The 5,544-nt window shown below is 61.9% G+C and carries 5 protein-coding genes and 1 pseudogene; 3 read left to right on the top strand and 3 right to left on the bottom strand.

Going from position 1 to position 5,544, the window contains the following annotated elements; translation table 11 throughout:
• Window positions 1-1,282, bottom strand: a 1,282-nt coding sequence (locus DBR18_RS07270; RefSeq protein WP_371921075.1) for a PLP-dependent aminotransferase family protein, incomplete at its 3' end; no start/stop codon positions are given.
• A gap of 193 nt (window positions 1,283-1,475) precedes the next feature.
• The gene (locus tag DBR18_RS07265) at window positions 1,476-2,237 is read right to left on the bottom strand and encodes an SDR family oxidoreductase (protein WP_108589845.1); all 762 of its coding nucleotides are present in this window, start codon (window positions 2,235-2,237) and stop codon (window positions 1,476-1,478) included.
• Window positions 2,238-2,476: 239 nt separating this feature from the next.
• Between DBR18_RS07265 and DBR18_RS07260 the strand changes: the two genes are divergently transcribed.
• Window positions 2,477-3,481, top strand: a complete 1,005-nt coding sequence (locus tag DBR18_RS07260; protein WP_108589844.1) for an NADP-dependent oxidoreductase — start codon at window positions 2,477-2,479, stop codon at window positions 3,479-3,481.
• A gap of 84 nt (window positions 3,482-3,565) precedes the next feature.
• Here DBR18_RS07260 and pyrF read toward each other — a convergent pair whose 3' ends face one another.
• On the bottom strand, window positions 3,566-4,264 hold the full coding sequence (gene pyrF / locus DBR18_RS07255; protein ID WP_047295723.1) for an orotidine-5'-phosphate decarboxylase: 699 nt from the start codon (window positions 4,262-4,264) through the stop codon (window positions 3,566-3,568).
• Window positions 4,265-4,548: 284 nt separating this feature from the next.
• Between pyrF and DBR18_RS07250 the strand changes: the two genes are divergently transcribed.
• Window positions 4,549-5,310, top strand: coding sequence for a response regulator (locus DBR18_RS07250; protein WP_371260451.1), 762 nt, complete (start codon window positions 4,549-4,551; stop codon window positions 5,308-5,310).
• Window positions 5,310-5,544: pseudogene (locus DBR18_RS07245) on the top strand (two-component sensor histidine kinase); the annotation flags it as partial. The gene DBR18_RS07250 and the pseudogene DBR18_RS07245, both read left to right, overlap by 1 nt.

The following is a 5,544-nucleotide window of genomic DNA, read 5'->3' as shown; positions in this document are numbered from 1 at the left end:
AGGCACTGGAAACCGAAAGCTGCACCCCGCAACGCTGGGCCTGACGACGCAGGCGTGCCGGGTCGCCCAACGGCGAGCGCGCCCAGATGAACAGCCCGCCGCACGGTTTGCCGAACACCTCCCAATCGGCGTCCTCGAGAATCTGCAATGCCGCGGCACGGTCGGTACTGAGCCGCTGACGCTGGCGCTGCACCAGTTTTCGATAAGCGCCGCTGGCGATCAGGCTGGCCAGCACCGCCTCATTGAAACCCGAGGCCCCCATACTGCTGATCATCTTGACCTTGGCGAACCGGGCGACCAGTTGCTGATCGGCGTGGATGAAACCGACACGCAGCGAACTGCTCAGGGTTTTCGAGAAACTGCCCACGTAAATCACGCGCTCATCGAGGGCCGCCAGGCGAGTGCCGGTGCCGCTGTGCATATCGGCATAGACATCGTCCTCGATCAATCGGACGTCATGGGCAGCGCACAACTGCAGAATCTGTTGCGCCACGTTCAGCGTCAGGCACGAGCCGGTCGGGTTGTGATGATGGCTGTTAATGAACATCGCCACCGGCCGGAAGTCGCGCAATAACGCCTCCAGCCCTGCGACGTCCGGGCCGCTCGGTGTACGGCGGACCTCGAGCATGTGTACCCCCTGCAAACGCAACAGGTTGAACAGAGGCGCATAACCGGGGGTTTCCACCACCACGTAATCCCCGGCCCGAAGCAGGGTGCGGACAATCAGATCCAGCGCATGACTGGCCCCTGCGGTCGTCACGACTTGCGCATCAAGGCTGTCGACATTGAGCAATTTCAGACGTTTGACGATCTGTTCGCGCAACGCCGGCAGGCCCAGCGCAGAGCTGTAGTTGAACAGGCTGGCCATATCGGTGCGCGCCACCTGGCGAATCGCGTAGTTCAGGTCATCGGACTCACGCCAGTTTTCCGGCAATCCGCCCTCACCGAGCAGCAAACTGCGCATCCGCCCGCCTGTCACAGCGCCTTGCCCGGCGGCAGCACTCGTGAGGCTGGCGCGCTCTTCAGTGTCGGCCCTGGCAACTGGTGCCCCGGCCACCATGAAGCCGGAGCCGTGACGCGGGGTCAGAATGCCCTGCGTCACAAGTCGTTCACAGGCCTCAACCACACATGACTGGCTCAACAGGTTGGACCGCGCAATTTGCCTGACGGAGGGCAACCGCGTGGCCGGTGCCACACCACTTCGCGCGATCCATTCAGTCATGCCATCAACAATCTGCTGTACGACCGGCACCATTGCCTGTCGGTCAATCCTCAATTCCATGAGCACGCAAACTCCCGTCCGTTTTGCTGGCGGCAGTAAATCACAGCTGCGTCGTGCAGGCTGTGCGACAACACCGTCAAAAGCGATAGTTTTAATCGTTTGATACACATTGTTTAGCGAATTCACGGACTGAAGGCCCGGAATGAAAAAAACCCGCACACTGGCGGGTTTTCTCGTTGCTTGCCGTGCGGCGTCAGAAGGCGGTAACGCCACCATCCACTGCCAGGGAATGACCGGTGGTGAATGCTGCGCCATCGCTGCACAGATACAGCACGGCGCTGGCAATTTCTTCGACCTTGCCGATCCGCCCGACAGGGTGCATCGCGTTGGCGAACTCGCCCTTTTTCGGATCGGCCTCGTAGGCACGACGGAACATGTCGGTGTCGATCACCGCCGGGCACACGGCATTGACGCGAATTTTCTTCTTTGCATATTCGATCGCCGCTGACTTGGTCAGGCCGATCACCGCGTGCTTCGACGCCGCGTAGATGCTCATCTTCGGCGCCGCGCCAAGCCCTGCCACCGAGGCGGTATTGACGATCGCCCCGCCACCCTGACCCAGCAACAGCGGCAACTGGTACTTCATGCACAGCCAGACGCCTTTGACGTTGACGCCCATGATTGCATCGAACTCGTCCATCGAACCGTCGGCCAGTTTGCCCTGCTCGATTTCGATCCCGGCATTGTTGAAGGCATAGTCGAGACGACCGTAAGTATTGATCACCTCGTCCATCAGATTCTTCACTTCGCTTTCGACGGTAACGTTGCAGCGCACGAAGGTCGCTTCGCCACCGGCTGTACGAATCAGCGCCACCGTCCCTTCCCCGCCTGCCGCGTCCAGATCGGCCACCACCACTTTCAAGCCTTCGGCGGCGAATGCCTGCGCGGTCGCCCGGCCGATACCGTTGGCCGCTCCGGTGACTACGACCACCTGGCCGGAAAACGTCATGCTCATTGTTATGTCCTCGAAGGGAGAGATGCAGGAGGGTTTTATAGAGTCGCAGCATAGCCACAAGGGCCTGCCGGGCATCAGCACTATCAGACGGCTGTTTATGCGCCCATGAACGGCAGTGATGAAACCCCATAGATCACTATCACTGCACTGGATCACCCCGCATTCGCCTTATCAGCCAACCTTGCGGCATTGTCGCCGAGGGTCTATCAACAAAGCTTCATTCAGTTCGAGTGCCTGCCATGACCAGTCAGACCAATCGCCAGTTCCTGCTCGCCAAACGCCCGGTGGGGGCTGCGACCCGTGAGACGTTCACTTATCAGGAAGTCCCGGTCGGCGAACCGGGCGCAGGCCAGATCCTGGTGAAAAACCAATACCTGTCCCTCGACCCGGCCATGCGCGGCTGGATGAACGAGGGCAAGTCCTACATCCCGCCGGTGGCAATCGGTGAAGTCATGCGCGCACTGGGCGTCGGCCAGGTCATTGCCTCGAACAATCCGGGTTTTGCGGTCGGTGACTACGTCAATGGCGCGTTGGGTGTGCAGGATTATTTCCTCGGTGAGCCCAGAGGTTTCTACAAGGTCGATCCGAAACTGGCACCGCTGCCTGTGTATTTGTCTGCATTGGGCATGACCGGCATGACCGCCTACTTCGCGCTGCTCGACGTCGGTGCACCGAAGGCCGGCGACACCGTGGTGCTGTCCGGGGCAGCCGGCGCGGTCGGCAGCATTGCCGGGCAGATCGCCAAGATCAAAGGTTGCCGGGTGGTCGGGATCGCCGGCGGTGCCGACAAGTGCAAATACCTGATCGATGAATTGGGCTTCGACGGCGCCATCGACTACAAAAACGAGGACGTACTGGCCGGACTCAAGCGCGAGTGCCCCAAAGGCGTGGACGTGTATTTCGACAACGTTGGTGGCGACATCCTCGACGCCGTGCTCAGTCGCCTCGCGCCGAAAGCCCGGGTAGTGATCTGCGGCGCGATCAGCCAGTACAACAACAAGGAAGCGGTCAAAGGCCCGGCCAATTACCTGTCACTGCTGGTCAACCGTGCGCGCATGGAAGGCTTTGTGGTGATGGACTACGCCGCGCAGTACGCCAGTGCCGCGCAGGAAATGGCCGGCTGGATGGCCAAGGGGCAGCTCAAGAGCAAGGAAGACATCGTCGAAGGTCTGGAGACCTTTCCGGAGACGCTGATGAAATTGTTCAGCGGGGAGAATTTCGGCAAGTTGGTGCTGAAAGTCTGAAGCAAGATCAAAAGATCGCAGGCTGCGCCAGCTCCTACAGGTGTTCACATAACCCTGTAGGAGCTGCCGAAGGCTGCGATCTTTTTAGGCCAGTTCGGCCACGACCGACGCCAGCGCCTTGGCCGGATCCGCCGCCTGGCTGATCGGACGGCCGATCACCAGGTAATCGGAACCGGCATCCAGCGCCTGACGCGGGGTCAGGATGCGACGCTGATCGTCCTGCGCGCTGCCCGCCGGGCGAATCCCCGGGGTCACCAGTTGCAGCGACGGGTGCGCCGACTTCAGCGCAGTGGCTTCCAGCGCCGAACACACCAGACCGTCCATCCCGGCCTTTTCGGCCAACGCGGCCAGACGCAACACCTGCTCCTGCGGCTCGATGTCCAGACCGATTCCAGCCAGATCCTCGCGCTCCATGCTGGTCAGCACGGTCACGCCGATCAGCAACGGCTGCGGGCCGCTGCGCTTGGAAAGCTCTTCACGGCAGGCCGCCATCATGCGCAGGCCACCGGAGCAATGCACGTTGACCATCCACACACCCATCTCCGCAGCGGCCTTCACGGCCATCGCGGTGGTGTTGGGAATGTCATGGAATTTCAGATCGAGGAACACCTCGAAGCCCTTGTCACGCAGGGTGCCGACGATTTCCGCGGCGCAACTGGTGAACAGTTCCTTGCCCACTTTGACCCGGCACAGTTTCGGGTCCAACTGGTCGGCCAGCTTCAGTGCGGCGTCACGGGTGGGGAAATCCAGGGCGACGATGATAGGAGTCTGGCAGGCGGACATGGATGGGCTCTCAGGCAAGTCGAAATCGGCGCGCATTGTAGCGGAAGCAGCGCCAGCGCGGCACCCGATGATCGGTAAAATCGTCGCCACAACCGTGATCAGCATAGCGCTCGGTGCAATTGTGTCGAAGCCGATACACAACCGACACGCCGCCAACAAGCGCCCGCGCTAGCCTCGCCAGCCGCAACACGTCCTTACATCAGCACTTCCCGCCTCACGGCAGGACGCCTATGCTGAAACCACCACCTCGCAGCCCATCTTTGTGGTTGGCGGCCTACTGGCAGATGAACAGCCCCATGCACAACACCCAGACCACCGTGACTGATGAGCAGAAAGACGACAAGCGCTGGAGCATCCGTGCGCTGATCGTCGATGACGATGTGCCGATTCGCGAGCTGATGATCGACTACCTCGCGCGCTTCAACATCCACGCCAGCGGCGTCACCGACGGCGCAGCCATGCGTCAGGCGATGCAAGCCGAGCATTTCGACGTGGTGGTGCTCGACCTGATGCTGCCCGGCGAAGACGGCCTGTCGCTGTGCCGCTGGTTGCGCGCCGAATCGGACATCCCGATCCTGATGCTCACCGCCCGCTGCGAACCCACCGACCGTATTATCGGTCTTGAGCTGGGCGCCGACGACTACATGGCCAAACCGTTCGAACCCCGGGAACTGGTGGCGCGGATCCAGACCATCCTGCGCCGGGTGCGCGATGACCGCACCGAACAGCGCGCCAACATCCGCTTCGACAACTGGCGCCTGAACAGTGTGCTGCGCCAATTGATTGCCGACGATGGCCTGGTGGTGCCGCTGTCCAACGCCGAATTCCGCCTGCTCTGGGTCTTCATCGAACGCCCGCGCCGCGTACTCAGCCGCGAACAACTGCTGGATGCCGCCCGTGGCCGTTCGATCGAGGCGTTCGACCGCAGCATCGATTTGCTGGTGTCGCGCCTGCGGCAAAAACTCGGCGACGACCCGAAAGCCCCGCAGTTGATCAAAACCGTGCGCGGTGAAGGTTACCTGTTCGACGCGCGAGACATCGGCTGATGCGAGGGCGCTTCGACACGCTGTTCGGCCGCCTGTTTGGCATGCTGTTCGTGGCGATCGTCCTGGCGCACCTGCTGGCCTTTGCCTGGTTTCATCACTACGGCCCGCCCCCACCGCCGCCCCCGCCGGAATTTGCCGAGGGCGTCGACGGCCAGCGGCCGCCGCCGGATCCACGTTTCGCCCATCGCCCGCCTCGCCCCTGGTTCGGCGGGCCGCTGGTGCCGCTGACCTTCC

Source organism: Pseudomonas sp. HMWF021, assembly GCF_003061005.1.
Lineage (GTDB): Bacteria > Pseudomonadota > Gammaproteobacteria > Pseudomonadales > Pseudomonadaceae > Aquipseudomonas.
Note: the sequence above shows the minus strand (reverse complement) of the source record. Positions and strands in the feature narration are given on the sequence as shown.